Origin of the sequence: Microbacterium limosum (assembly GCF_036324365.1) — a bacterium.
Classification (GTDB): Bacteria; Actinomycetota; Actinomycetes; order Actinomycetales; family Microbacteriaceae; genus Microbacterium; species Microbacterium limosum.
On sequence record NZ_CP137080.1, the window covers coordinates 1188807 to 1214545 of the forward strand.

The 25739-nt window shown below is 71.1% G+C and carries 24 protein-coding genes and 3 tRNA genes; 15 read left to right on the forward strand and 12 right to left on the reverse strand.

Going from position 1 to position 25739, the window contains the following annotated elements:
• Window positions 1–38: 38 nt before the first annotated feature.
• Window positions 39–725, reverse strand: coding sequence for a trimeric intracellular cation channel family protein (locus tag RYJ27_RS05780; RefSeq protein WP_330171770.1), 687 nt, complete (start codon window positions 723–725; stop codon window positions 39–41).
• A 36-nt stretch (window positions 726–761) separates the two neighbouring features.
• Between RYJ27_RS05780 and recO the strand changes: the two genes are divergently transcribed.
• The 3 genes from recO to RYJ27_RS05795 are packed head-to-tail and all read left to right on the forward strand — an operon-like array spanning window position 762 to window position 3044.
• Window positions 762–1490 carry a DNA repair protein RecO gene (gene recO / locus RYJ27_RS05785; RefSeq protein ID WP_330171771.1) on the forward strand — a complete coding sequence of 243 codons (729 nt, stop codon included), beginning with the start codon at window positions 762–764 and terminating at the stop codon, window positions 1488–1490.
• Entirely contained in the window at window positions 1487–2317 is an 831-nt protein-coding gene (locus tag RYJ27_RS05790; RefSeq protein ID WP_330171772.1) for an isoprenyl transferase, read from the forward strand. The genes recO and RYJ27_RS05790 overlap by 4 nt, the downstream gene beginning before the upstream one ends.
• Window positions 2318–2360: 43 nt before the next feature.
• Window positions 2361–3044, forward strand: a complete 684-nt coding sequence (locus RYJ27_RS05795; protein WP_330171773.1) for a DsbA family oxidoreductase — start codon at window positions 2361–2363, stop codon at window positions 3042–3044.
• A 4-nt stretch (window positions 3045–3048) separates the two neighbouring features.
• Here the strand turns inward: RYJ27_RS05795 and RYJ27_RS05800 are convergent, their stop codons facing one another.
• Window positions 3049–3552, reverse strand: coding sequence for a glutathione peroxidase (locus RYJ27_RS05800; protein WP_330171774.1), 504 nt, complete (start codon window positions 3550–3552; stop codon window positions 3049–3051).
• Between the two features lie 70 nt (window positions 3553–3622).
• Here RYJ27_RS05800 and dusB point away from each other — a divergent pair, with 70 nt between their 5' ends.
• From dusB to RYJ27_RS05825, 5 genes are all read left to right on the forward strand, one after another.
• Window positions 3623–4777 (forward strand): tRNA dihydrouridine synthase DusB, encoded by a 1155-nt coding sequence (gene dusB, locus RYJ27_RS05805; protein ID WP_330171775.1) that lies wholly within the window; start codon window positions 3623–3625, stop codon window positions 4775–4777.
• A complete protein-coding gene (locus RYJ27_RS05810) occupies window positions 4722–6098 on the forward strand; it encodes a deoxyguanosinetriphosphate triphosphohydrolase (RefSeq protein ID WP_422732868.1) in 1377 nt (458 codons plus the stop codon). Before dusB ends, RYJ27_RS05810 begins: the two co-directional genes overlap by 56 nt.
• Window positions 6098–7969: a DNA primase gene (gene dnaG / locus RYJ27_RS05815; RefSeq protein WP_330171777.1), complete on the forward strand. Its 1872-nt coding sequence runs from the start codon at window positions 6098–6100 to the stop codon at window positions 7967–7969. The genes RYJ27_RS05810 and dnaG overlap by 1 nt, the downstream gene beginning before the upstream one ends.
• A 76-nt stretch (window positions 7970–8045) precedes the next feature.
• On the forward strand, window positions 8046–8807 hold the full coding sequence (locus tag RYJ27_RS05820; RefSeq protein WP_330171778.1) for an ATP-binding cassette domain-containing protein: 762 nt from the start codon (window positions 8046–8048) through the stop codon (window positions 8805–8807).
• 55 nt (window positions 8808–8862) lie between these two features.
• Window positions 8863–8935: transfer RNA gene (locus tag RYJ27_RS05825), tRNA-Asn, on the forward strand.
• 101 nt (window positions 8936–9036) lie between these two features.
• Here the strand turns inward: RYJ27_RS05825 and RYJ27_RS05830 are convergent.
• Complete coding sequence (locus RYJ27_RS05830) at window positions 9037–9366, reverse strand: tryptophan synthase subunit alpha (protein ID WP_330171779.1); 330 nt, start codon at window positions 9364–9366, stop codon at window positions 9037–9039.
• A gap of 37 nt (window positions 9367–9403) precedes the next feature.
• Window positions 9404–9970 (reverse strand): peptide deformylase, encoded by a 567-nt coding sequence (gene def, locus RYJ27_RS05835; protein ID WP_330171780.1) that lies wholly within the window; start codon window positions 9968–9970, stop codon window positions 9404–9406.
• A gap of 43 nt (window positions 9971–10013) precedes the next feature.
• Here def and RYJ27_RS05840 point away from each other — a divergent pair, with 43 nt between their 5' ends.
• Window positions 10014–11009, forward strand: a complete 996-nt coding sequence (locus RYJ27_RS05840; protein ID WP_330172001.1) for a DMT family transporter — start codon at window positions 10014–10016, stop codon at window positions 11007–11009.
• Window positions 11010–11075: 66 nt separating this feature from the next.
• Here RYJ27_RS05840 and RYJ27_RS05845 read toward each other — a convergent pair.
• Together RYJ27_RS05845 and RYJ27_RS05850 are read right to left on the reverse strand one after the other, a co-directional pair.
• Window positions 11076–11152 (reverse strand) — tRNA-Ile (locus tag RYJ27_RS05845).
• Between the two features lie 51 nt (window positions 11153–11203).
• On the reverse strand, window positions 11204–13204 hold the full coding sequence (locus RYJ27_RS05850; protein WP_330171781.1) for a DUF262 domain-containing protein: 2001 nt from the start codon (window positions 13202–13204) through the stop codon (window positions 11204–11206).
• A gap of 256 nt (window positions 13205–13460) precedes the next feature.
• On the opposite strand from RYJ27_RS05850, the gene RYJ27_RS05855 reads away from it, so the two are divergent.
• On the forward strand, window positions 13461–14234 hold the full coding sequence (locus RYJ27_RS05855) for a hypothetical protein (RefSeq protein ID WP_330171782.1): 774 nt from the start codon (window positions 13461–13463) through the stop codon (window positions 14232–14234).
• A 194-nt stretch (window positions 14235–14428) separates the two neighbouring features.
• The gene (locus RYJ27_RS05860) at window positions 14429–14932 is read left to right on the forward strand and encodes a DUF3145 domain-containing protein (protein ID WP_330171783.1); all 504 of its coding nucleotides are present in this window, start codon (window positions 14429–14431) and stop codon (window positions 14930–14932) included.
• Window positions 14933–14971: 39 nt separating this feature from the next.
• Here the strand turns inward: RYJ27_RS05860 and RYJ27_RS05865 are convergent, their stop codons facing one another.
• The 6 genes from RYJ27_RS05865 to aceE are packed head-to-tail and all read right to left on the reverse strand — an operon-like array spanning window position 14972 to window position 22552.
• Window positions 14972–16210, reverse strand: coding sequence for a beta-ketoacyl-[acyl-carrier-protein] synthase family protein (locus RYJ27_RS05865; protein WP_330171784.1), 1239 nt, complete (start codon window positions 16208–16210; stop codon window positions 14972–14974).
• A gap of 60 nt (window positions 16211–16270) precedes the next feature.
• Window positions 16271–16519: an acyl carrier protein gene (locus RYJ27_RS05870; RefSeq protein ID WP_330171785.1), complete on the reverse strand. Its 249-nt coding sequence runs from the start codon at window positions 16517–16519 to the stop codon at window positions 16271–16273.
• 60 nt (window positions 16520–16579) lie between these two features.
• The gene (locus RYJ27_RS05875; protein WP_330171786.1) at window positions 16580–17605 is read right to left on the reverse strand and encodes a beta-ketoacyl-ACP synthase III; all 1026 of its coding nucleotides are present in this window, start codon (window positions 17603–17605) and stop codon (window positions 16580–16582) included.
• Window positions 17602–18534 (reverse strand): ACP S-malonyltransferase, encoded by a 933-nt coding sequence (locus RYJ27_RS05880; RefSeq protein WP_330171787.1) that lies wholly within the window; start codon window positions 18532–18534, stop codon window positions 17602–17604. The genes RYJ27_RS05875 and RYJ27_RS05880 overlap by 4 nt, the downstream gene beginning before the upstream one ends.
• A gap of 41 nt (window positions 18535–18575) precedes the next feature.
• On the reverse strand, window positions 18576–19817 hold the full coding sequence (locus tag RYJ27_RS05885) for a PucR family transcriptional regulator (protein ID WP_330171788.1): 1242 nt from the start codon (window positions 19815–19817) through the stop codon (window positions 18576–18578).
• Between the two features lie 8 nt (window positions 19818–19825).
• Window positions 19826–22552: a pyruvate dehydrogenase (acetyl-transferring), homodimeric type gene (aceE, locus tag RYJ27_RS05890; protein ID WP_330171789.1), complete on the reverse strand. Its 2727-nt coding sequence runs from the start codon at window positions 22550–22552 to the stop codon at window positions 19826–19828.
• Window positions 22553–22700: 148 nt separating this feature from the next.
• Between aceE and RYJ27_RS05895 the strand changes: the two genes are divergently transcribed.
• The 4 genes from RYJ27_RS05895 to RYJ27_RS05910 all read left to right on the forward strand — a co-directional run bounded on the left by RYJ27_RS05895 (window position 22701) and on the right by RYJ27_RS05910 (window position 25705).
• A tRNA-Val gene (locus RYJ27_RS05895) sits at window positions 22701–22773 on the forward strand.
• 1 nt (window position 22774) lies between these two features.
• Window positions 22775–23506 carry a zinc ribbon domain-containing protein gene (locus RYJ27_RS05900; RefSeq protein ID WP_330171790.1) on the forward strand — a complete coding sequence of 244 codons (732 nt, stop codon included), beginning with the start codon at window positions 22775–22777 and terminating at the stop codon, window positions 23504–23506.
• Window positions 23503–23988: a reverse transcriptase-like protein gene (locus RYJ27_RS05905; protein ID WP_330171791.1), complete on the forward strand. Its 486-nt coding sequence runs from the start codon at window positions 23503–23505 to the stop codon at window positions 23986–23988. The genes RYJ27_RS05900 and RYJ27_RS05905 overlap by 4 nt, the downstream gene beginning before the upstream one ends.
• Window positions 23954–25705, forward strand: a complete 1752-nt coding sequence (locus RYJ27_RS05910) for a bifunctional 3'-5' exonuclease/DNA polymerase (RefSeq protein WP_330171792.1) — start codon at window positions 23954–23956, stop codon at window positions 25703–25705. Before RYJ27_RS05905 ends, RYJ27_RS05910 begins: the two co-directional genes overlap by 35 nt.
• Window positions 25706–25739 lie beyond the last annotated feature (34 nt).

A 25739-nucleotide genomic window follows, 5' to 3' on the forward strand; every position in this document is an offset into this window, starting at 1 on the left:
TGTCCCCGCGTCGCCGTTCACCGACTTCGCGGGCGCCGCTACGGCTTCACGATCGGGAGGGCGCCCGTCTCGGCGGCGACGCGGCGGCGGTAGAGCATGCGCTGCTCCGGCAGCGAGAGGTCGAAGACGACGGCGAGCACGCGGATGACGGCCGTGACGGCGATCCCGGCGATGGCCGCGGGGACGAGCGGTGCGCCGAGCGTCGCGGCCACCGCGAGCACGGTGCAGCCGGCGCCCGCGGCGACGGCGTAGAGCGATCCGACGTGCATGATCGCGACGGGAAGACCCATGATGACGTCGCGGAGCACGCTGCCGCCGACGGCGGCGCAGACGCCGACGAAGACGGCGGGCACGGGAGGCACGCCGAGGGTGAGCGCCTTCGAGGTGCCGAACGCCCCGAACATGCCGATGACCACGGCATCCAGCCCGACGATGAGCGCGTTCAGTCTCTGGAACACGCCCGCCAGCAGCATGCCCAGCAGCGCGGCGCCCGTCGCGGTCAGGAGGTACTCGTTGCGCTGGAGCGTCGCGGGGGCGACGCCCAGGAGCAGGTCGCGGATGAGACCGCCGCCCATCCCGATGAGGATGCCGATGATCGCGACGCCGAGAAGATCCAGCCGGCGCTGGCCCCGGAACCCGGAGGCGAAGAGCGCGCCTTGGATGCCGCCGAGGCCGACGGCGGTGAGGTCGGCCCAGAGGGGGATGACGAAGGTCGGCACGTCCACGCATCCATTCTCCCGTGACGCGTCGATAATGGACCGATGCCCACCTACCGCGACGAGGTCGTGGTCCTGCGCACCCACAAGCTGGGCGAGGCCGACAGGATCCTGACGATGCTGAGCCGTCGGCACGGCAAGCTCCGCGCTGTGGCGAAGGGGGTGCGCCGCACGTCGTCGCGCTTCGGGTCGCGGCTGGAGCCCTTCATGGTCGCCGACGTGCAGCTGTACGCCGGGCGATCGCTGGACATCGTGCAGCAGGCCGAGAGCCTGGGGGCCTACGGCGCCGACATCGTCGTGCACTACGACCGCTACACCGCCGCCAACGCGATGGTCGAGACCGCCGACCGGTTGAGCGAGGCCGAGGCCACCCCCCAGCAGTACCTGCTGCTCGTGGGCGGCCTGCGGGCGCTGTCCCGCGGCGATCACGCATCGCGGGCGATCCTCGACTCCTACCTGCTGCGTGTCATGGCGCTCTCCGGCTGGGCGCCGAGCCTCTCCGAGTGCGCGCGCTGCGGCGCGCCGGGGCCGCACACGGCCTTCGTCGCCCAGCTGGGCGGGATGGTGTGCGGCTCGTGCGCACCGACCGGCAGCGCCCGCATCGGCGCGGGCGCGGTGCAGACGCTGGAGGCGCTCATGGCGGGGGAGTGGGCCGTCGTGGACTCCGCCCAGGCGGCCGACATCGCCGCGGCATCCGGTGTCATCGCCGCGTACACCCAATGGCACCTCGAGCGCGGCATCCGATCCCTGTCCCACCTGGAGGCCCCCCGGTGACGCCCAAGCCCTACACCCACAAGGACGCCGTCGCGTACCGCCCCGTCGACTGGACGGGACAGTATCCCCCGGCATTGCCCGCGCGGGGCGTGCCGGAACACGTCGCGATCGTGATGGACGGCAACGGGCGGTGGGCCAACCGGCGCGGCCTGTCTCGCGTCGAGGGTCACCGCGCCGGGGAGGCCGCCCTGCTGGACGTCGTGGCGGGCGCCATCCAGGCGGGCGTGAAGCACCTCAGCGTCTACGCCTTCTCCACTGAGAACTGGACGCGCTCTCCCGACGAGGTGCGCTTCCTGATGGGCTTCAACCGCGACGTCCTCCACCGGCGCCGCGATCAGCTGAACGAATGGGGAGTGCGGGTGCGGTGGGCCGGTCGCAAGCCGCGACTGTGGGGGTCGGTGATCAAGGAGTTGCAGTTCGCCGAGCGGCTCACGGCCGACAACGACGTGTTGACGCTGACGATGTGCGTCAACTACGGCGGTCGCGTCGAGCTCGTCGACGCCATGCGCTCGATCGCCGACGACGTCGCGGCGGGGCGGATGAAGCCCTCCGCCGTGTCGGAGAAGGCCATCCGCCGGCGGCTGTACGTGCCCGACATGCCCGACGTGGATCTCTTCGTGCGCTCCAGCGGGGAGCAGCGCACGTCCAACTTCCTGCTCTGGGAGTCGGCGTACGCAGAGATGGTCTTCCTCGACACCCTGTGGCCGGACTTCTCCCGCGTCGACCTCTGGCGGGCCATCGAGCTCTACCACCAGCGCGACCGGCGCTTCGGCGGGGCGGTAGACCGCCCCGCCGAAGAAGCGCCCTCCCTCGCCGCGGAAGGATAGCCGCACGGGAATACATCAGGAGCGACCGTCGTTGCGCACAGATGTGACGGATGCCATCAAGATCGACGTGTGGAGCGATATCGCTTGCCCCTGGTGCTACATCGGCAAGCGCAACCTGGAGCGCGGGCTCGCGCAGACTGCAGCGGATGACGACGCGCCGAGGGTGGAGGTGGTCCTCCACTCGTACGAGCTGTCGCCGGACACCCCGGTCGACTTCGAGGGATCGGAGACCGACTTCCTCGCCGGGCACAAGGGGATGCCCGCCGAGCAGGTGCAGCAGATGCTGGACCGCGTCACGGGCATCGCGGCCCAGGCCGGCCTCAACTACCGCTTCGACCTGCTGCGTCACACGAACACCGTGAAGGCGCACGAGCTGCTGCACGCCGCGAAGGCCCAGGGGCGCCAGGCGGAGATGGCGGAGCGGCTCATGTCCGCGTACTTCGAGGAGGGCCGCCACGTCGGTCGCATTGACGACCTCGTCGAGCTCGCCGCCGAGGCGGGGCTCGACGCGGACGATGTCCGCGACGCCCTCGACACGCAGCGGTACCTCTCCGACGTGCGCCAGGACCAGGAGCAAGCCCGCGCCTACGGCATCACCGGCGTCCCGTTCTTCGTCATCGACGGAACCTACGGCGTCTCGGGCGCACAGCCCCCGGAGGCGTTCGCGCAGGTCGCGCGGCAGGTATGGGCCGAACGCCGCACGGCGGCGGCCGAACCATCGGCCTGACGGGTCAGCCGGGCAGGTTCTCCTCGATCACCGCGACGATCTCCGGATCCTCGGGGATCACCGAGGGGCGGAAGCGGTGGGTGCGTCCGCCGGGCGTCAGCACGAACTTCTCGAAGTTCCAGAGCACGGGCCCGCGGGCGCCCTCCGCGTCGTCGGAACGCTTCAGCGCCTTGTACAGCGGCGCCGCGGATGCCCCGTTGACCTTCACCTTCTCGAAGATGGGGAAGCTCACGCCCCACGTCGTGGCGCAGTACTCGAGGATCTGCTCCATCGATCCGGGTTCCTGGCCGAGGAACTGATTGCACGGGAAGCCCAGCACAGTGAAGCCGCGATCGCCGTACCGTCGCTGCAGGTTCTCGAGCTGCTCGTACTGCGGGGTCAGGCCGCACTTCGAGGCGACGTTGACGATGAGGAGCACCGTGTCACCGAAGGCCCCGAGGGTCGTCTCCCCTCCCTCGGCGGTGCGGAACGGGATCTCGCGAAGGGACAGGCCGGCATCCGTCGTCATCCGTCCACCATAATTCGCCGCCATCGCGCGAGGGCGGCGCAGAGGCGATCGGGTCTGGGAGAATGGGGGAGTGCCTGCCCCGACCGCTCTCGCCCCCGCGCTCCGCATCGGGCCGCTCGACCTGCAGGTCCCGGTCGTCCTCGCCCCGATGGCGGGCATCACCAACACCGCGTTCCGTCGTCTCTGCCGCGAGTACGGCGCCGGCCTCTACGTGAGCGAGATGATCACCTCGCGTGCGCTCGTGGAACGCAACGAGACGACGATGCGCCTGGTCACGCACCACGAGTCGGAGACGCCTCGCTCGATCCAGCTCTACGGCGTGGACCCCGCGACGGTCGCCGAGGCGGTGCGGATCATCGTCGCGGAGGACCTGGCCGATCACGTCGACCTGAATTTCGGCTGCCCCGTGCCCAAGGTCACCCGCAAGGGCGGCGGTTCGGCCCTGCCCTGGAAGCTCGGGCTGTTCACCGAGATCGTGCGGCGGGCGGCGAGCGCCGCCGGCGACCTGCCGCTCACCGTCAAGATGCGCAAGGGCATCGACGACGACCACCTGACGTACCTCGAGGCGGGGCGTGCGGCGGAGGACGCGGGCGCTGCGGCCGTGGCGCTGCACGCGCGCACCGCCGCGCAGTTCTACTCCGGGACGGCCGACTGGAGCGCGATAGCGCGCTTGAAGGAGACCGTCACGTCGGTGCCGGTGCTGGGAAACGGCGACATCTGGTCGGCCGACGACGCCGTCCGCATGATGTCGGAGACGGGATGCGACGGGGTCGTCGTGGGGCGCGGATGCCTCGGGCGGCCCTGGCTGTTCGGCGAGCTGGCCGCGGCATTCGGCGCCGACGCCTCCCGCGTCGACCCGACCCTCGGTTTCGTCGCGGCCGCCTTCCGGCGCCACGCCGAGCTGCTCGTGGAGTTCTTCGATGACGAGGGTCGCGGGTGCCGGGACATCCGCAAGCACGTGGCCTGGTACTTCAAGGGATACCCCGTCGGCGGCGACGTGCGGGCGAGTCTCGCGACGGCATCCTCGCTCGCCGAGATCGACGCGCTGCTGGCCCAGCTCGATCACGACGCACCCTACCCGGGGGCTGCGGCCGAGGGGCAGCGGGGCCGCGCCGGCACCCCCAAGCGCCCCGCGCTGCCGGAGGGCTGGCTCGAGCACCGGGAGCTGGATGCGACCTCCTCGGGCGATCTCGCGGCCGCCGAACTGGACCACAGCGGTGGGTGAGGCCGCCGTGACCGCCGCAGGCTACGGCGCGGACGACGTGCAGCGTTTCCATCCGGAGCGCCACCGTTCCGAGAGGGACGACTTCGCGCGCGACCGCGCCCGCGTGCTGCACTCGGCGGCGCTTCGTCGGCTCGCCGCGAAGACGCAGGTGCTGAGCCCCGCGAGCCCGGCGGATTTCGCGCGCAACCGCCTCACGCACTCCCTCGAGGTCGCCCAGGTCGGACGCGAGCTCGCCACGCAGCTGAGCCTCGCCGCCGACGTCGTCGACACGGCATGCCTCAGCCACGACCTCGGGCATCCCCCCTTCGGCCACAACGGCGAGCGGGCGCTGAACGACTGGGCCGAGGGAATCGGCGGATTCGAGGGCAACGCGCAGACCCTGCGCATCCTCACCCGTCTCGAGCCCAAGGTCGTGGGATCGGACGGCGAGACGTTCGGGCTCAACCTCACGCGCGCGAGCCTGGATGCCTCGTGCAAGTACCCCTGGACGTCGGATCGTCCCATGTCCGATCCCGGCGGGCGCCTGAAGTACGGCGTCTACGCCGACGACGGAGAGGTGTTCGCCTGGATGCGGCAGGGCGCCCCGGGGCGGGTGCGCTGCATCGAGGCCGAGGTGATGGACCTCTCCGACGACATCGCCTACTCGGTCCACGACTTCGAGGACGCCGTCACGAACGGATACCTCGATCCCCGGCGGCTGTCGTCGGTCGCCGAGCACGACGCGCTGGTCACCGCGATCCAGACGTGGGTGGGCTACGACTTCGCGCGCGACGAGCTGGATGACGCGCTGTACCGGCTCACCCGCATGGGCGAGTGGATCCCGTCGTTCGACGGCTCGCGGGCCGACCTCGCGAGGCTGAAGAACCTCGCCAGCGACCTCATCGGCCGCTTCGCGCGCGCCGCGACGACGGCCACCCGCGAGGCGTATCCGTCCCGGTCGCTGACCAGATACGGCGCCCATGTCGTCGTCCCGCGCGTCGTCGAGGCCGAGGTCGCGGCGCTCAAGGGGATGGTCGGTGCCTTCGTCGTGTCGATCGAGGGCCGCAAGGAGCTCTACAAGGAGCAGCGCCGCATGCTCAAGCGGCTCGCGAGCGCCGTGTGGGAGGCGGGGCCGGGTCATCTCGCTCCGGTCTTCCGGCAGGACTTCGACGCCGCGACGGACGACGCGGCGCGTCGCCGTGTGGTGCTCGACCAGGTCGCGAGCCTGACCGACCAGGACGCGATCGCGTGGCACATTCGTCTCGTGGGCGATCTCGATGTGGCGGGCCTCGGCATCTGGACGCCGAGGGCCTACGAACCGGTATCCGTCGAGGCCCGGTGATGGCCGGGCTCATCCGGCAGGCCGACGTCGAGGAGGTCAAGGCCCGCACGAACATCGCCGACATCGTCGGCGAGCGCGTCGCACTCAAGCCGGCGGGAGTCGGATCGCTCAAGGGCCTGTGCCCCTTCCACGACGAGCGCAGCCCGAGCTTCCACGTCCGCCCGCAGCTGGGCTACTACCACTGCTTCGGGTGCGGGGAGTCGGGCGACGCGTACACGTTCCTCCGCAAGATGGATCACATGTCCTTCGCCGAGGCCGTCGAGCGCCTGGCCGCGCGGATCGGCTTCACGCTGCACTACGAGGAGGGCGGCGGTCCCTCACCGGCATCGAGCGGGCGTAGCCGCCTCTACGAGGCGAACGCGGCCGCGGCGGCGTACTTCCAGGGGCAGCTGACATCGCCAGAGGCCGAGGCGGGGCGCCGCTTCCTCGGCGAGCGCGGCTTCGATGCCGCCGCCGCGGCGCACTTCGGCGTGGGCTACGCCCCGCGGGGGTGGGAGGGGCTGACCAAAGCGCTGGGCGCGCAGGGATTCACCCGCGAGGAGCTCACATCCGCGGGGCTCGTCTCGCAGGGGCAGCGCGGGGTGTACGACAGGTTCCGGGGCCGCGTGGTGTGGCCCATCCGCGACGTCACGGGGCAGACGATCGGCTTCGGCGCGCGGCGCCTCTACGACGACGACAACGGCCCCAAGTACCTGAACACCCCCGAGACCCCGATCTACCGCAAGGCGCAGGTCCTCTACGGTCTCGATCTGGCCAAGCGGGACGTCTCGCGCGAGGACCGCGTCGTCGTCGTGGAGGGGTACACCGACGTGATGGCCTGCCACCTCGCGGGTGTCACGACGGCGATCGCGACGTGCGGCACCGCCTTCGGCACCGACCACATCTCGGTGCTGCGGCGCGTGATGGGGGACGACTCGGCCTCGGGTGAGGTGATCTTCACCTTCGACCCGGATGCCGCGGGCCAGAAGGCGGCGCTGCGCGCCTTCGCGGAGGAGAAGCGGTTCTCGGCCCAGACCTACGTGGCCGTCGCCCCCGACGGGCTGGATCCGTGCGACCTCCGCCTGGCGAAGGGGGACGGCGCCGTGCGCGCGCTCCTGAGCGGAAAGCAGCCGATGTTCGAGTTCGTCATCGACCAGCGGATCGCCAAGTTCGACCTGTCCTCGGTGGAGGGACGGGTCGGCGCGCTCCGCGCCGCGGCGCCCATCGTCGCCGAGATCCGCGACCCGTCACTGCGACCCGGCTACACCCGCGTCCTGGCCCGCAGGCTGGGGATGGACCTCTCCGAGGTGCGTCCGGCGGTCGAGCGCGCGGCGCGGGGGGAGGGGCGCGGGTCGTCCCGGTCCGAGCCTCCCCGCCGGGTCGGGGGGGCATCCGGCGGAGCGGAGGGAAATACCGCGCCGCCCGCGGTTCGGCTGCGCACGCTCCCGAACCACCCCGATGTCGCACTCGAGCGCGACGCGATCATGGCGCTGCTGCAGTACGGCCACTCGGTCCCCGAGGAGCTGCGGGCCCGTGCGCTCGGGATCGCGATGCGGCATCCGGCCCTCGACGCCATCCGCGAGGTGCTGCGGGATGCCGATCCGGCTCGACCCGGCTGGGCGCCGACGGCGGTCGACGCCGTGCGGGAGCCCTACCGGGCACTGGCGGCCGATCTCCTCGCGCAGCCCTTCCCCGCGATGGACGAGAGAGGAGCCCACGCGTCCGCGGTGTCGTTGGCGCGCCGCCTCGTGCTGCGGGAGTTCGACCGGCAGAAGGCCGAGCTGCTGGGCGCCGTGCAGCGGGTCCCCGCCGATTCGCCCGAGGGCCGTACTCTGCGCGTGCGGCTGCGCGACGTCGACGCCGAGCGCCACGCCTGGGCCGTCGAGGAGTGACACCGCTCGCCGGGAGTGGCACGTCCCCCCGCGGGAGGGCATGATGAAGAGTATGGTTCGTCGCCGCGAGACTCCGATGGCGGTCCTCGCCGATGATCTGTCCATCGACCACACCGACGGTTCGCGCCCGGGCGGGGGTCGCGCCGTCGACGGTGTCAGCTTCGCGCTGGAGCCCGGCGCATCGCTCGTGGTGCGCGGCGCGACCGGTTCGGGCAAGTCGAGCCTGCTCGCCGCCGTCGCGGGCCGGGGCGGTCCGGGGCTGAAGATCGTGGGCGGCGACGCCTGGGTGACCGGCATTTCCGTGCGTCGGCCGGGGCGGGCGCTGCGTCAGCTGACCTACTACACGGGATACCTCCCGCAGGGGGCCGGAGCCTCGCTGCCGCCGCGCCTGAGCGCCCGCGACATCATCGTGGATCCGCTCGTGAGCCGCGACAAGCGGGTGGCGCCGCGGGTGCTGGATCTGCGGGTCGCGACCCTTCTCGACGAGCTGCGGCTGCCGCTGGGCGCCGCGGATCGCTTCCCGTACGAACTGAGCGCCGGCATGCGGCAGCGCGTGGCGATCGCCCGCGCGCTCGTGCTCGACCCCCGGATCCTCGTGGCCGACGAGCCGCTCGCCAACCTCGACCTCGACGCGCGATCCGCCGTGCTCGGGGCGATCGAGCGCCGCCGCCGCGGTGCCGGCATGGCCTGCCTCGTCGCGACGAATGAGCCGGAGACCGCTGCGGCGCTGGATGCCGAGGTCCTCGTGCTGCGGCACGGGCACACGATCGCCCGCGGACTGCACACGGCGGTGAAGTGGTCGCCCCTCACCGATGCGGAGGCCGTGACCGTGTCGTGAGGTGTCCCCGGTCTTTGCTAAACTAGTCGGGTTGCCCGGAGCGATCCGGGCATGATCCTCCATAGCTCAATTGGCAGAGCAATCGGCTGTTAACCGATAGGTTCTTGGTTCGAGTCCAAGTGGGGGAGCTTTCTTCTCCGGTGGTTCGCGGCCCCTGCGGCGAGTACGCCGCACGTCGTACCGGATTCTCCCCGTGCGATACCGCGCCCTGGGACTGCTGCGCGCCGTCTCAACCCGCGGCGCGGCGTCCCTGCTGGGCGAGCGGGTCGTCGCCGATCATCCGCCACACCGTACGGGTGAGAGCGGGGTGCTCGATCGCGATCTGGCGCAGCACGCGGTAGTGGCGCACGTGGGAGGGCATCCGTCCCCCGTCGGCGATGATCGCGTCGGCCCTCAGCGTGTGGACGACCAGCTCGTCGACGGTCGGGATCTCCTCCATGAAGGCCCACGGATCCTGGCCTTGGCGCAGGCGCTCCTCGATCACGACACTGAGCTCCTCGGATGCCTCGGCGCGCAGCAGCTCGAGGCTGGCGCGTCGCTCGATCCGGATCTCGGTCATCAGAAAATCCTACGTCGCGATCCGCACGGTCGCACCGTCACGCGTCCAGGTCGTCGATCCCCGGCATCCACGAGTTGCCCGGACGCCCCCAACCCCGTTTGCGGGCGATCTTCTGCGCGGACTTCCCGTCGGAGTCGCCGAGGCGGTCGACGTAGAGCACGCCGTCGAGGTGGTCGAACTCGTGCTGGAGGATCCGCGCCCGCCAGCCGTCGACCTCGATGCGCACGGCACGGCCCTCGAGGTCCTCGCCGAGAAGCAGGGCCCGGTCCGCGCGCCGCAGCGGGTATCGCTCGCCGGGGAACGACAGGCACCCCTCGCTCTCCGCGTCCGGGTCCGGGGCTCCCGGCTCAAGGGGAGAGATCCACAGGACGGGGTTGATCACCACGCCGCGCCAGGGCGCGCCCTCGTCGTCCTCGTAGCTGTAGACGAAGACGCGGGCGTCGACGCCGACCTGGGGCGCGGCGAGCCCGACGCCGGGCGCGGCATCCATCGTGTCGAACATGTCGTCGACGAGCCGGCGGATGTCGTCGTCGACGGTCGTGACGGGGGAAGCGGGGGAGTGCAGGACGGGGTCGCCCATGATCCGGATCGGGAGTACGGCCACGTCAGAAGCCTAACCGCCGCCCGCCAGGTAACCTCGTTCCGTGATGTGGGCGGGGTCGGTCGAGGACGTCGGAGAGCAGCTCGTCGGCGCTTTCCAGAACCCGGGCCTGCTGCTCGGCATCCCGCTCGCCCTCGCCGGAGCGGTCTTCATGTCCTTCGGCGCGCAGTACCAGCACCGCGGCGTGATGAAGGTCGAGCGCCTCTCGGGCCGGCCAGGCGCATCGGGTCTGACGATGCAGCAGCTGCGGCGCCTGCTGACCCGCCCCTCCTGGGTGGTCGGGAGCCTCATGCTCGGGATGGCGATCATCTGCCAGCTGGGTGCGCTCTCCGTCGCCCCGCTCATCGTCGTGCAGCCGCTCGGCGCGATCGCGCTCGTCGTCACGACCCTTCTCAACTGGCGCGTGAGCGGACACGCCCCCACCCGCCGGTCGCTCACCGCGATCATCGCGTGCGTGGGGGGCATCTTCGTCTTCGTCCTCATCGCCGCGATCTTCGCCACGGAGCGAACCCTCTCGCAGAGCGAGCTGGTCACGGTGCTCGTCATCCTCGGAGCCGTGACGCTCATGCTCCTGGTGCTGTGGCTGTGGCTGCGGCGCCGGATGCGTGCCCTCTTCTACATCCTCGCGGCGGGCGTGGTCTACGGCTTCGTCGCGACGCTGGCCAAGGTCGTCATCAAGCGTGTGCAGGCGGGTGACTTCGAGTGGCTCACGCTCCTGTGCCTGATCGCCCTTCTTGGCGCCACCGCCATCGGCGCGTACTTCGTGCAGACCGCGTATTCCGCGGGTCCGCCCGACCTCGTCATCGCCGGGCTCACCGTGATCGACCCCATGGTCGCCGTGCTGATCGGTCTTCTCGTGCTCGGCGAGGGAGCCGCGGCACCCCTGTGGGCGCTCATCGGCTTCGGGGTCGCTGGTGCCGTCGCGACGTGGGGGGTCATCTCCCTGGCGCGATTCCACCCGCAGATCGTCAGCGACTCGCAGGAGCTCCCGCTGCTGCGCGGCGGCGCCTCGGACGCCGTCGACCGGGACCTGCCCGGCTAGCACCGGGAGACCCGCTCGGCCGGATGCGAGAAGGAGGCGGGCCGCTCTCCGGCGGCCCGCCTCCCGTGGTGGGGCGGGTGGGACTTGAACCCACGATCGTCGGGTTATGAGCCCGCTGCCTTGACCAGCTTGGCCACCGCCCCGTTCGCGACACCGAGCCTACCCGGCGCGAGGGGAGGGCGTCGGCGGCACGATCACATCGCCATGCCGATGTAGGAGTACTTCACGAAGACCTCCGGCTCGAGCCCCGCCTCCTCGAGCACACCCTGCACGGCGGTGAGCATGTACGTCGAATCCCACCCGAGGTAGAGGTGGTGATCGTCATCCAGCGCCTCCCACTCCCCGTTCCAGGCCTGAGCCGGATACACCGGGCCTCCCCGGCGCTGCGTGTAGTTCAGCACGTCCTCCCGCGCGTCGGCCCACAGGCGCGTGAAGACGCGGTGGAAGAGGGCACGGACGTCGTACACCTCCCAGTGCTCGCCGCAGTACTCCGTGTACTCGAACTCGCGCTGCCATCCGCGCGGCCATCCGCGGCGTCGCTGGGCGTCGAGGATCGGGGTGAGGTCGTCGTCGTCGATGGCGGCGTCGGTGGGTCGCGGCCACACCTCGACGAACCGCGCCGCGAGCGCCGCCGCCCGCTGCGAGATGGCGGCGGTGCCCCACGCCTCCTCCCGCGCCACGTCGATCGTGAGGGGCACGCCGCTGCGGGCGTAGATCTTCCTCTTCTCCGGGAAGGACGCGTCGAAGGCCCGCTCCGCGAGGTCCTCCTCGAGGAGCGTGAGGTTGCCGAGCGTCGATGCGAGCGCCCGGTGGCTGTTCTGCTCGTCCTCCGTGTAGTCGGCCCAGCGACGCTGCCCGTCCCCGCTCCAGCCGTCGCCGGGGGAGAGCGGCACGATGTGATCGACCTGCAGGCTCGCTCCGGCCGCAGTGCCGGCCATCCGCGCCAAGACATAGGCCGCGTGGGGCAGGTCGGTGAACTTCAGGGCGACCCGCACACGCTGGTCGGACGGCGTGATGCGCGAGGCGGCGCGGCGCAGCGAGGCCTCGCCCTCCGCGCGTGCGCGGCACAGGCGTGCGACGAGCCGCCGGGAGTCCAGGCCGACCACCGCCCGGCGGATCAGCAGAGACTGCACGAGCTCGAGCGTGGAGAGCAGCGCCTGCCGCGACGTCACCCCCGCGTCCTCGTCGTGCAGCGCGCTCATCACCAGCGGCCGCATGGCCGGGCCGAGAGTCGCGAGCGCCGCGAGGTGGCGGCCCACCTCGGCATCCTTCGCCCTCTCGGGCTGCAGCAGCATCCCGTACATCCGGGAGTACTGCTGCCACTCGCCCACCACGCCCCGGAGCGTGACGACGTCGAGCCGCGGGAACACCTGCCGGAACGCGTCGTAGACGCTGTGCTCGCCGGGGACGCTGAACTCCCGGCCCGTCTTCATGACGAGATAGTCCCGCCAGAAAGCGCCGATCGACTCGCCCGTGTTGCGCTCGATCTCCAGCCACGAGCCGTCCTCGATCTCGCTCTGCTCGGCATGGGAGAGTCCCATCAGCACGTAGTTGTGGATCAGCTCGTGATCGCGCAGCGGCTCTCCGGTGGAGTTCAGGCTCGCGAAGATCTGCTGCGCATTCGCGGCGGCGCCGAGGGTGATGGCGACGTGCTCGAGCTTGCGCAGCCCCTGCCAGATGCGCGGCACCTCTTCGGCGTTGATCTGACTGCGGAAGAAGGCGTAGTTGTCGGCGAAGCGCGACGCTCCGCCGTCTCCCTGCTCGCGTGCGAGCACGAGCGTCTCGAAAGCCTCCTGCCACGCGCGATGGGGCTGCAGCTTGGTGCGCCCGCGATCGCCGGCGTGCATCAGCACGCGCTCGAGCTCCCCCGCGAGGGCCGGGTCGTCGTCGCCGATCGTGTGACGCAGCGCGGCAACGAGGAGCATGAGCGTCGTCACGCGCTGCTGCCCGTCGATCAGAACGAGGTCGGATGCCGCGTCGGTGCCGTCCGTCGAGGAGAGGACCGACCCGATGAAGTGCATGTGCCGCTCATCGGTGTCGGACACCGCGCGGATGTCGGAGAGAAGCTGCTCGCAGCCGCCGATGTCCCAGCGGTACTGGCGCTGGTAGACGGGGACGACGATGCGGGCGGGAGTCTGCTGGAGCCACGCCACGGTGTTGACCGCCGTCGCGTGGATGTTCGTCGCCGATGCCATGTGTCCTCGCTCGCTCCTCGCGGCGCACCCGACCCGGGCGGACGCGGACGCGGGCCCGCGCATCTCGGCTGCGCGGAGGACCCAGGCCCCCGGCATCCGGGCACACCGCGCTCGATCTTAATCGACGGCGATCCGCGGACGCGGCAGCGGATATTCACGGCCCGGGCTCCGGGGGTCGTTCAGGCGCCGGAGGTAGGCTTGCCTAAGTTGGGCCTGTTAAAACGTGCTGGCCCTCTGACGAAAGGCATGTCACCTCATGGGTTACATCAAATCCGCCGCCCTCGAAGAGACCGGCTATGTGGTGCTCGACTCCTACAACCAGGAACTCGACCCCAAAGAATGGCTCGATCTCGAGTACAACGATTGGAAGTCCTCCGGGGACACGCGTTTCGCGCCCCTCGCGAGCGCCTTCGGCGACATCGAGTGCAACGGGTTCTGGAACCACAAGCCGCCGCGCACCGACAAGGACGGCGTCTGGATCGACTCGCAGGTCGCCAAGGCTCCGAACCTCACCCGCCGCGCCCAGGAGCCGGGTGCCAACGTCGGCCGCTGCCGCGTGATCGAGCTGCAGCCCAACACCTACGCCGACTGCCTCTACAACCTGCACCAGGACGACAACAACCGCCTCAACCCCGACGGCACGGGCTGGGTCGTCCGAGGCTTCTTCAACCTCACCGACGACAAGGACAGTTACTTCGTGCTGCGCCACAACCGCACCGACCCCGAGGGCGAGGTGCGCATCGCACTGCCGGCCGGCGCGCAGCTGATCGTCGACACGCAGCGCCTGTGGCACGCGGCCACCCACCCCGGCACCGAGCCCCGCTACTGCCTCATCACGTCGTGGACGTCCGGCCCCGAGCTCGACGCTTACATCGAGAAGTACAACGGCCGCTCGCACGTGCCGAGCGTCGAGGTGCCGCAGGACGAGCTCGACGCAGGTCAGGCCGAGCAGGCCCGCCGCCTCGCCGCCCGCGCCGCGTACTACGCCGCGAAGGGACAGGCCGAGAAGGTCGCGATGAGCGAAGCCTGAGCCGGCCGCTTCGAACGCCCCCGGTGCGACGGGTTCCCCGAGAGGGGCCTGTTGCGCCGGGGGCGTTGCGCTGTCGGCGTGGTGTTGTGATCACGCGCCCGCGCGGGGCATAATGGCGGCACAAACGCATATCCGTCGCTGATCCACATCCGCAGGTCGTAGGGGAAGACGCACCTGAAGGAACGGAAGTGGAAATGGCGACATCATCGGCGCGCGGAGTGATCTTCATTCACTCGGCGCCACGCGCGTTGTGCCCGCACCTCGAGTGGGCGATCGGCCGTGCCCTCGGACGAGCCGTGAATTTCGAGTGGGCGGAACAGCCGGTACTGCCCGGGGCCCGTCGTGCCGAGTTCTACTGGGAGGCCGCCGCCGGGACGGGCGCGGCCCTGGCCAGCGCGATCCGCGGGTGGGAGCATCTGCGCTTCGAGGTGACGGAAGACCCCACGCCGCGCTCCGACGGCGGGCGCTGGCTGCACACGCCCGACCTCGGCATCCACTTCGCCCAGACCGACTCGGCCGGCAACGTCGTCATCGGCGAGGATCGGTTGCGCTACGCCATGGAGATCGCGGCGGGGGACGCCCGGGAGCTCCAGCGGGAGCTGCAGGTCGCCCTCGGCTCCTCCTGGGACGAGGAACTCGAGCCCTTCCGCCACGCGAGCGACGAAGCGCCCGTCGTGTGGCTCCACAAGGTCGGCTGAGCGCACCCGCGGGCATCCCCGCGAACAGGCGGCACCGCCTCAGGCGGTCGCGAACGCCACGACGGCGTTGTGTCCGCCGAAGCCGAACGAGTTGCTGATCGCCAGCTGATCGCCCGCACCGAGATCCTGCGGGGATCCGGAGATGCGGAACGGCACCTCGGGGTCCTGCGTGGTCAGGTTGATCGTCGGCGGCGCCTGGCGCTGCCCGATGGCGAGAATCGTGAAGATCGCCTCGAGCGCACCCGTGCCGCCCAGGAGGTGTCCGGTCGAGGCCTTCGTCGCCGACACCGGGATCTCGTCGATGCGGGCGCCGAAGACGGCCCTGAGGGCCTGGTACTCGTTGGGGTCGCCGACGGGTGTCGACGTGGCGTGAGCGTTGATGTGCGTGACGTCGTCGGGCGACGCGCCCGCCATGTCGAGGGCGAGCCGCACCGCGCGAGCCGCTCCACGCCCCTCGGGGTCGTTCGCCGTGATGTGGTAGGAATCCGCCGTGACGCCACCGCCGACGACGTAGGCGTAGATCTTCGCGCCGCGCGCCTTGGCGTGCTCCTCGGTCTCGAGGATCAGGGCTCCGGCGCCCTCGCCCATGACGAAGCCGTCGCGGTCGACGCTGCACGGTCGCGATGCCGTCGCGGGGTCGTCGTTGCGACGGGAGAGGGCCTGCATCGACGCGAAGGATGCGACCGTGATGGGGTGGATGGCCGATTCCGTGCCGCCCGCGATGACGATGTCGGCGAGGCCGTCCTGCAGGTGCTCGACCGCGTTGACGATCGATTCGGTGCTCGAGGCGCAGGCGCTGGCGACGGTGCGGGCGAAGGCGCGCGCGCCGAAGTGGAGCGAGAGGTTGCCGGCGGCGGCGTTCGGCATGAGCATCGGGACCGTCATCGGCATGACGCGCCGGGGTCCCTTCTCGCGAAGCGTGTCCCACGCGTCGAGGAGCGTCCACACGCCGCCGATCCCGGTGGCGAAGTCGACGCCCAGCCGCTCGGGCTCGACGTCGGGGGCGCCGGCATCCTCCCACGCCTCCATGGCGGCGATCATGGCGAACTGCGAAGCCGGATCGAGCCGCTTGGCCATGGGGCGAGCGAGGACCTCCTCCGGGCGCACCTTCGCCTCGGCGGCGAAGGTCACCGGAAGCTCATACTTGGCGACCCACTCGTGCTCGAGCGAGCGCGCGCCCGACTCTCCGGCGAGCAGGCCGCTCCAGCTCTCGGGTGCGGTTCCGCCCAGGGGCGAGCTCGCGCCGATACCGGTGACGACGATGCGGGGGGTGGTCATGACACGTAACCTCACGGGGAAAAGCGTTCTCCCGGGGGCGGGGCCCCCGGGAGAGACGACTCAGGACTGGTTGCTCGTGATGAAGGTGACGGCGTCCCCGACGGTCTTGAGGTTCTTGACCTCGTCGTCGGGAATCGTGACGCCGAACTTCTCCTCGGCGTTGACGACGATCGTCATCATGGAGATGGAGTCGATGTCGAGGTCGTCGGTGAACGACTTCTCGAGGGCGACCTCGTCGGCCGAGATGCCGGTCTCGTCGGTGATCAGCTCGGCGAGGCCCGCGAGGACCTCTTCCTGGGAAAGGGCCATTGTTTCTCCTTCTTTCGGGGAATCTGTGGGGTTGTGGCGTGTCAGGAGCCGCAGATCAGCCTAGTGCTCCGGTGCGGCGGCACCCGGGAGCACCACGACCTGGGCGCCGAAGACGAGCCCGGCTCCGAATCCGATCTGCAGCGCGAGCCCCCCTGCTACGTCGGGGTGCTCGGCGAGCAGGCGGTGGGTGGCGAGCGGGATCGACGCGGCGGAGGTGTTGCCGGTCGTCTCGATGTCGCGCGCGACGACCACCGTCTCGGGAAGCCCGAGCTGCTTGGCGAACTCATCGATGATGCGCATGTTCGCCTGGTGCGGCACGAACGCCGCCAGGTCGGACGCCGTGACGCCTGCGGCATCGAGTGCCTGGCGTGCGACCTTGACCATCTCCCAGACGGCCCAGCGGAAGACGGTGGGGCCCTCCTGGCGCAGCGTCGGCCACGGCGCGGACCCGTCGCGGAACTCGACGAGCGTGTGGTTCATGCCCACGGCATCCGCCTTGGAGCCGTCGGATCCCCACACGGTGGGCCCGATCCCGGGGAACTCGCTCGGGCCCACGACCACGGCGCCGGCACCGTCGCCCAGTAGGAACGAGATGCTGCGGTCGGCGGGGTCGACGATGTCGCTGAGCTTCTCGGCGCCGACGACGATCGCGTACCGGGCGGCGCCGGCACGGATGAGAGCGTCGGCCTGCGCCACGCCGTACGCGAATCCCGCGCAGGCGGCGTTCAGGTCGTACGCGGCGGCGGGGTTCGCCCCCACGCGGTCGGCGACGATCGCCGAGACGGAGGGTGTCTGCTTCGGATTGCTGATCGTCGCCACGATGACGAGGTCCACGTCGGATGCGGGGATCCCGGCGCGCTCCACCGCTTCCGCGGCGGCGGCGGACGCGAGATCGATCGCGTCGGTCTCCGCCACCGCGCGCGTGCGCGTGACGATGCCGGTGCGCTGGCGGATCCACTCGTCGCTCGAGTCGATCGGGCCGATCAGCGCCTCGTTGTCCACGACGTTCTCTCCGCGGGCGGCGCCGTAGGAGTAGATCCGCGTGTGGGCGGCGCCGGTGGGCTGGGTCAGGATGGGTGCGCTCACGCGGTCTCCTCCGCGAGCATCGCCACGGCGGGCTCGAGATCGTCGGGTGTCTTCACCGCGACGGCGGGGGTGCCGCGCAGTCCTCGCTTGGCCAGGCCGGTCAGCGTCCCCGCGGGTGCGAGTTCGATCATGCCGGTGATGCCGGCGGCGGCGAAGCCCGTCATGCACAGGTCCCAGCGCACGGGCGAGGCGACCTGCCCGACGAGGAGATCGAGGGCACCGCGGCCCGTGCTGACGGGCGCGCCGTCGCGGTTCGACCACAGCGTCATGGCGGGATCGGCGGGCTCGACGGCGTCGGCGGCCGTGCGCAGCGCCGAGACGGCGGGCGCCATGTAGGCGGTGTGGAACGCGCCGGCGACCTGCAGAGGCACGACGCGCGCGCCGCGCGGTGCGGATGCCGCGAGCTCGGCGAGGGCGGCGAGCGCACCGGCGGCGACGATCTGACCCGACCCGTTGTAGTTGGCGGGCGTGAGCCCGAGGCTCGTGAGCAAGGCGAGGACCTCGTCCTCGTCGCCCCCGACGACGGCGCTCATCCCGGTGGGCTCGAGGGCGGCGGCATCCGCCATCGCGCGGCCGCGGACTCCGACGAGCGTCATCGCGTCACGCGGGGCGAGCACTCCGGCCACGACCAGGGCGGCGATCTCACCGACCGAGTGACCGGCGGCACCGGTCGGCCGGGCGGGCGCTTCGGCGCCGAGGCGGTCGCTGAGCGCGCTCCACGTCAGGATGCCGGCGGCGACGATGAGCGGCTGGGCGATCTTCGTGTCGCGGATCGCATCGGCATCCCACTCGGTGCCGGCGGCCACGAGATCGACACCGGCGGCGTCGGAGAACGCCTCGACGTGCTCGCGCGCGCCGGGAAGGTCGAGCCAGGGGGAGAGGAAACCGGGGGTCTGTGAGCCCTGTCCCGGGCAGGCGATGACGATCACTGGTCCAGTCTGCCAATCGGTCGGAGGAGGATTATGGACATCTACGACGAAGAAACGCCGGATCGCTTGTGGGATGCTGCAACCTGGGGCCTTCTGCGGGCCCCGTCGAGCGAGGTGACTTGACCGAGGATCAGGGCCGACTGCAGGATCAGCGCCTCCCTTGGACCGGTCGCGTCCCAGCCGATGACCTCGCTGACCCGCTTGAGGCGGTAGCGGACGGTGTTCGGGTGGACGAACAGTTCGCGCGCCGTCGCTTCCAGGGAGCGGCCGTTGTCGAGGTAGCTCCACAACGTCGTCACGAGATCCGCGGAGTGGGCCTGGAGGGGCCGGTAGATGCGCTCGACGAGCGTCTGCTTCGCCAGCGCGTCGCCCGCGAGGGCGCGCTCGGGAAGCAGGTCGTCCGCCTCGACGGGACGGGGGGCGTGCCGCCACGCGCGGGCCACGGCGAACCCGGCCAGGGCGGCGCGCGCGCTGGCGCTCGCATCCACGAGCGCGGGCACCGGGGGCCCCAGGACGAGGTGCCCGGGCCCGAAACCCGCCTCGAGCCGCGATGCGATATCGGGGAACGCGAGCTCCGCGGCGTGCTCCTCGCCGCGGTCATCCGGCTCAGATCTGCCCATGACCACGACGAGACGGGAGCCCTGCACCCCGATCAGCACGTCGACACCCAGCTTGCGGGCCGCGCGCCGGAGGTGGTCCACATCGAACTGCGGGGGAGTCGTGCCCACGAGCACGCATACCTCGCCGTGACCGTGCCAGCCCAGGGCCGCGATCCGGCTCGGCAGCTCGGCGTCGGCCTCGCCCGAGAGGATCGAGTCGACAACGAGCGCCTCGAGCCGCGCGTCCCACAGGCCACGGGCCTCCGCCGCGCGGGCGTAGACGTCGGCGGCGGCGAAGGCGACGTCGCGGGAGTACTTGAGGATCGCCTCGCGCACGCGCCCTCCTCGCCCCGCGACGCGCTCCTCCGTCACCTCGACCGTGACGCGGATCAGCTGCAGGGTCTGCTGCAGGCTCACGCTGCGCAGCAGCTCACGGGGAGCGGCCGCGAAGATGTCCGCGGCGATCCAGGGCGTGGCATCCGGGTCCTCGTACCACTGGATGAACGAGGAGATGCCCGCCTGGGCGACGAGGCCGACGGCCGATCGTCGCCCAGGCGGCATCTCCCGATACCAGGGAAGCGTGTCCTCCAGCCGCTTGAGGGTCGCGGTGGCCAGATCCCCCGAGATGCGCCGCAGCCAGGCGAGCGTCTCGGCCTTCTGATCGGGCTCCGCAGTTCCCGTCACGATCGGGCTCAGCTCTCGCCGCCGGCGTTCCCGGTGGTACCGGCGGTGACATCGTGCAGGCGGTACTTCTCGATCGCCTGTCCGATGAGGGCACGGTCGACGGCGCCTTCCTGGGCGAGCGCCTGCAGCGCGCGCACCACGATCGACGGCCCGTCGATCTTGAAGAACCGGCGTGCCGCGGCACGCGTGTCGGAGAACCCGAAGCCGTCCGCGCCGAGCGTGAAGAAGTTGTGCTTCACCCAGGGGCGGATCTGGTCCTGGACGGCGTGCATGAAGTCGCTGACCGCGACCACGGGACCGGGGGTGCCCGCGAGCTTCTGCGTGATGTACGCCTCGCGCGGCTCCTCGTCGGGGTGCAGGTAGTTGTGCTCGTCGGCTGCGAGACCGTCGCGCCGGAGCTCGGTCCACGACGTCACCGACCACACGTCCGCCGCGATGCCCCAGTCCTGGCGGAGAAGCTGCTGGGCTTCGATCGCCCACGGCACTCCGACGCCGGACGCGAGCAGCTGCGTGCGCGGTCCGTCGCCCTCGCCGACGGAGACGCGGTGGATGCCGCGGACGATGCCTTCGGCATCCACGCCCTCCGGCTCGGCCGGCTGCACGATCGGCTCGTTGTAGACCGTCAGGTAATACATGACGTTCGGGTCGGGGTGCTCGCCGCCGTACATGCGCTCGATGCCGGAGCGCACGATGTGGGCGATCTCGTACCCGTAGGCCGGGTCGTACGACACGGTGGCGGGGTTCGTGGAGGCCAGGAGCTGCGAGTGGCCGTCGGCGTGCTGGAGGCCCTCGCCCGTGAGCGTCGTGCGGCCCGCCGTGGCGCCGATGACGAAGCCGCGCGCCATCTGGTCGCCCGCCGCCCACTGGGCGTCGCCGGTGCGCTGGAAGCCGAACATCGAGTAGAAGATGTAGACCGGGATCAGAGGCTCGCCGTGGGTCGAGTAGCTCGTGCCGATCCCGGTGAACGCCGCGAGGGCGCCCGCCTCGTTGATGCCGACGTGGAGGATCTGGCCCTGCGGGCTCTCCTTGTACGCCAGCAGCAGCTCGCGGTCGACCGAGGTGTAGTGCTGACCGTGCGGGTTGTAGATCTTCGCCGTCGGGAAGAACGCGTCCATGCCGAACGTGCGCGCCTCGTCGGGGATGATCGGCACGATCCGGTGACCGAAGTCCTTCGCGCGGAGGAGGTCCTTGAGCAGGCGCACGAACGCCATGGTCGTGGCGACCTCCTGCGTGCCGGAGCCCTTCTTGGGCAGGGCGTAGGCCTTGTCGTCCGGCAGGGTGAGGCCCACGTGCGTGGACCGCCGCTCCGGGATGAACCCGCCGAGGTCTTTGCGACGCTCGAGGAGGTACTGGATCGTCTCGTCCTGCGTGCCGGGGTTGTAGTACGGCGGCAGGTAGGGGTTCTCCTCGAGCTGGGCGTCCGTGATGGGGATGTGCATCGCGTCGCGGAAGAGCTTCAGGTCGTCGAGGGTCATCTTCTTCATCTGGTGCGTCGCGTTGCGCCCCTCGAAGTGCGGACCCAGGCCGTAGCCCTTGATCGTCTTGGCGAGGATGACGGTGGGCTGGCCCTTGTGCTCCATCGCCGCCTTGAATGCCGCGTAGACCTTGCGGTAGTCGTGGCCGCCGCGCTTGAGGTTCCAGATCTGCTCGTCGCTGTAGTCCTTCACGAGCGCGAGGGCCCGCTCGTCGCGGCCGAAGAAGTTCTCGCGCACGTAGGCGCCGTCCTCCGCCTTGAACGTCTGGTAGTCGCCGTCGGGCGTGACGTTCATGAGGTTCAGCAGCGCACCGTCGGCGTCGCGGGAGAGCAGATCGTCCCACTCGCGGCCCCACACGACCTTGATGACGTTCCAGCCCGCGCCGCGGAAAAAGCTCTCGAGCTCCTGGATGATCTTGCCGTTGCCGCGCACCGGCCCGTCGAGCCGCTGGAGGTTGCAGTTGACGATAAAGGTGAGGTTGTCGAGCCCCTCGTTGGCGGCCACCTGGAGCTGACCGCGGCTTTCGACCTCGTCCATCTCGCCGTCGCCGAGGAACGCCCAGACGTGCGAGTCGCCGACATCCTTGATGCCGCGGTTGGTGAGGTACTTGTTGGCCATCGCCTGGTAGATCGCGTTGATCGGTCCGAGCCCCATCGACACGGTCGGGAACTGCCAGAACTCCGGCATCAGGCGCGGATGCGGGTACGACGGGATGCCGTTGGGCGCCGCGGACTTCTCCTGGCGGAAGCCGTCGAGCTGCGCCTCGGACAGGCGCCCTTCGAGGAAGGCGCGGGCGTACGTGCCCGGCGAGGCGTGGCCCTGGATGAAGATCTGGTCGCCCCCGGAGGGGTGGTCCTGGCCGCGGAAGAAGTGGTTGAAGCCCACCTCGTACAGCGCCGCGGACGACGCGTAGGTGGAGATGTGGCCGCCGACCCCGATCCCGGGACGCTGCGCGCGGTGCACCGTGATCGCGGCGTTCCAGCGGATCCACGCGCGGTAGCGCCGCTCGATCTCCTCGTCGCCGGGGAACTCCGGCTCGTTCTCCGGGGCGATCGTGTTGATGTAGTCCGTCGTCGGCACCATCGGCACGCCCAGGTGCAGATCGTGCGACTTCTTCAGCAGGCTGAGCATGATCTCGCGACCCCGGCCGTGGCCCTTGGCGTCGACGAGCTGCTGCAGGGACTCCTGCCACTCCGAGGTCTCTTCCGGATCGCTGTCGAGCGCGTCCTGCGAGTACGGGTCCTGGTCGTGAACAGTCACGCGGTGACCTTTCTGCGTGCCGGCAGGTCATGCCGGGGAACCGGGTCGGTGGCGTGGGGACCTTCGTCGGCACCCCACAAAAAGCGCACCGCGAACAGCCTAGCCAGTTCCGAATGCCCCGGGGTGCACGGGCCTAGACTGAACGGAGGGGCCTTTAGCTCAGCTGGTAGAGCGCCACGTTTACACCGTGGATGTCGTCGGTTCGATCCCGGCAGGGCCCACGTGAATGCCGCACCCGCCGACCAGCGTCGCCTCCTCGAGATCGCCGACGCGGACGCCCGCACCCGGCAGGCCGAAGCCCTGCGTCGCACACCGCCGCAGGCGGCCCGTGTGCAGGAGCTCCTCGCCGCCCGCCAGACCCAGTCCCACGAGCTGGCGCTGCGCTCCGGTGCTCTCGACGACCTTCGCGCCGAGCTCGCGCGCGTCGAGAGCGACGTGCGCGTGGTCGATGCACGGCGCTCGCGGGACGCGGAGCTGCTTCGCACCGTCTCCAACCCGAAGGATGCCGCGGGGCTCGAGCATGAGCTCGCCTCTCTCACGAAGCGCAAGAGCGACCTCGAGGACGCCGAACTCGCACTCATGGAGCGTCTCGAGGCCGCCGAGTCGGCGGTCGCCGAGCAGGAGGCGCTCATCGCTGAGACCAACGCGGAGGGCGCGCGCCTCTCCGCGGAGGCGAAGGCCGTCGTGGCCGAGACGACCGCGCTCCTCGAGCAGCTCGCGCGGGACCGCGCCGCCGTCGCCGGCTCCGTTCCCGCCGCGTTGCTCGCCATGTACGAGCGGCTCGCGGCGCGTGGATCGGGCGCAGCCCTCCTGCGCGCCCGCACCTGCGGCGGCTGCCACATGGTGCTCTCGGGCACCGACCTGCAGGCGATCCGCGCGATCCCGGTGGACGAGGTGGCGACCTGCCCCGAGTGCGGGTGCATCCTCGTGCGCACGGAGGAGTCGGGTCTGTGACCGACGCGTTTTCCGGCACGGACGGCGCTCCGGCGGCGGGATCGACCCCGGCCGAGCTGATCGTCGAGGCGGACGGCGGCTCGCGCGGCAATCCCGGTGTGGCCGCGGGCGGCGCCGTCGTGATCGACGCCGCGACAGGCGCGGTTCTGGCCGAGATCGGTGTCGACGTCGGCGTCGCCAGTAACAACGTGGCCGAGTACAGCGGACTCATCGCGGGGCTGCGCGCGGCCTTCGAGATCGCCCCGGCGGCGCGCGTGCGCGCGCGGATGGACTCGAAGCTCGTCGTCGAGCAGTTGTCGGGGCGCTGGAAGATCAAGCACCCCGCGATGCAGCAGCTCGCCCGCGAGGCCCACGAGGTGATCGCGGGGCGACCGGTGCAGCTGGAGTGGGTGCCGCGTGCGGACAACGCGCGCGCGGATGCTCTGGCCAACGAGGCGATGGACCGGCGTGAGAGCTTCCGCCGTGACCTCGCGGTCGACTGACGCCGCCCGATTCCTCGTCGTCGGACTCACGGGGCGCAACCTCGTCGCCCTCGTGTCCCTCGATGGGCGAGGGCGGGAGACCGGTCGGCGATCCGTCGCGCGTGACGTCCTCGCCGACGTGCTCGGCGGCGCCGGATCGGGCGAGACGACGGCGCCCCGGATCGTCTGGGGGGACACGGCGCGCTGGTATCGCGACATCCTGGCCCGGGGGCGGCGCGTCGAGCGCTGCCACGATCTGCGGCTGTGCCACGCGATCCTCGCCGCGGCCGCGCACCGCCCCGGCGGCGTCCCCTTCGCCCCGGCTGCCGCCTGGAGCGTGGCGTCGCACGTGCCGCTGGAGGGCGCGCCCGACGCACTGTTCGAGATCGACGACGCGCCCGGGTCGGTGCCGCAGGGGATCGACGACGCCCTGGCGGAGTTCGCGCGTCAGCTCGACGCGCTGTCGATGCCGGGCGCGGGCGGGCTGCGCCGCCTCGTCGCCGCCGAGTCCGCCGGCGCGCTGATCGGTGCCGAGATGACCGCGGCAGGTCTGCCCTGGGACGCGGTCGCACACGACGGCATCCTGCGCACCGTCCTCGGTCCGCGCCCTCCGGCCGGAGGCGTTCCCTCTATGCAGGCCGCGCTCGGCGCGCGCGTGCGTGAGCTGCTCGGCGACCCCGCCGTGAGCCTGGACTCCCAGCCGAAGCTCCTGCGTGCGCTGCATCGTGCGGGGGTTCCGGTGCAGTCCACCGGACGATGGGAGCTGCGTGAGCACCGGCATCCCGCGATCGAGCCGCTCATCGAGTACAAGAAGCTCGCCCGTCTCGCCTCGGCGAACGGGTGGGCGTGGCTGGACGAGTGGGTGCACGACGGGAGATTCCGACCCGCGTACGTGCCGGGAGGCGTCGTCACCGGGCGGTGGGCGTCGAGCGGGGGCGGCGCACTGCAGATCCCGCGATCGCTTCGGCCCGCCGTCCGTGCCGACGAGGGGTGGCTGCTGGTCTGCGCCGACGTCGCGCAGCTCGAGCCCCGCGTGCTGGCCGCGATGGCGGGCGATCGGGCCATGGCGGATGCCGCCCGGGGCGCCGATCTGTACGCGGGCATCGTCGAGCGGGGCGCCGTGACGACGCGCGACGAGGCCAAGGTGGCGATGCTGGGAGCGATGTACGGGGCGACGAGCGGTGAGAGCGGGCGCCTCGTCCCCCGGCTGCGGCGAGTGTTCCCCCATGCCATGGCGCTCGTCGACGCCGCGGCGGCGACGGGGGAGCGGGGCGGCGTCGTCACCACGTGGTGGGGTCGCACATCGCCGCCGCCCTCCCACGAGTGGCGTGCGTTGCAGTCTCACGCGCACTCCGCCGATGCGGACCCGGCCGAGGAGGCGATCGCGCGCCGCGCCGCGCGTGATCGCGGGCGGTTCACGCGCAACTTCGTCGTCCAGGGCACGGCTGCCGAGTGGGCGCTGGTGTGGCTGGCCGACCTGCGCGCGCGACTGCGACTGCTCACCGCGGCGCCCGGCACACCGTCCGCGAGCGCCTCCGGGCCGGCCTTCGCGCACGTTCCCCACCTCGTGTTCTGGCTCCACGACGAGGTCATCGTGCACACCCCGGAGGCGCTTGCGGAGCCCGTCGCCGGCGCGGTGAGAGAAGCCGCGGCATCCGCGGGTCGGCTGCTCTTCGGCGATTTCCCGATCGACTTCCCTCTCGATCTGCGGGTGTCACGCACGGCGGGCAAGGGGTGACGACGACGGCGGGCGGCTAGACTCGCACCTGCGA